This is a genomic window from Pseudoalteromonas sp. S3785, assembly GCF_005887365.1.
GTDB lineage: Bacteria > Pseudomonadota > Gammaproteobacteria > Enterobacterales > Alteromonadaceae > Pseudoalteromonas.
Map to the genome: position 1 here is coordinate 1 of NZ_PNCT01000213.1, position 247 is coordinate 247.

The window sequence follows — 247 nt, forward strand, 5'->3', positions numbered from 1 at the left end:
GAAGTTATTAATTACACAGAGCTAATCGCACTGGTATTTCGCTTTGCGACAGAGGACTTAAGAAATAACCCAGATTTACTCGACTCCCTAAACCTGCACGTGCGACAAACTTTATTAAACACCGGCGACGCAATGATCGCGCGCACCAAATTTACCGGCCGACACTACCTTAAATTTACGTTACTTAATGCCCTGCGCCAATTGAGCGATGTGCGCGCTGTGCTTGAGCAAAATAGCACTATTGCGT

1 pseudogene is annotated in these 247 nt (G+C 45.7%); it reads left to right on the plus strand.

Features of this window, described 5'->3' with window-relative positions:
• A pseudogene (locus tag CWC17_RS19185) lies at window positions 1-247 on the plus strand (pyridoxal-dependent decarboxylase); the annotation flags it as partial.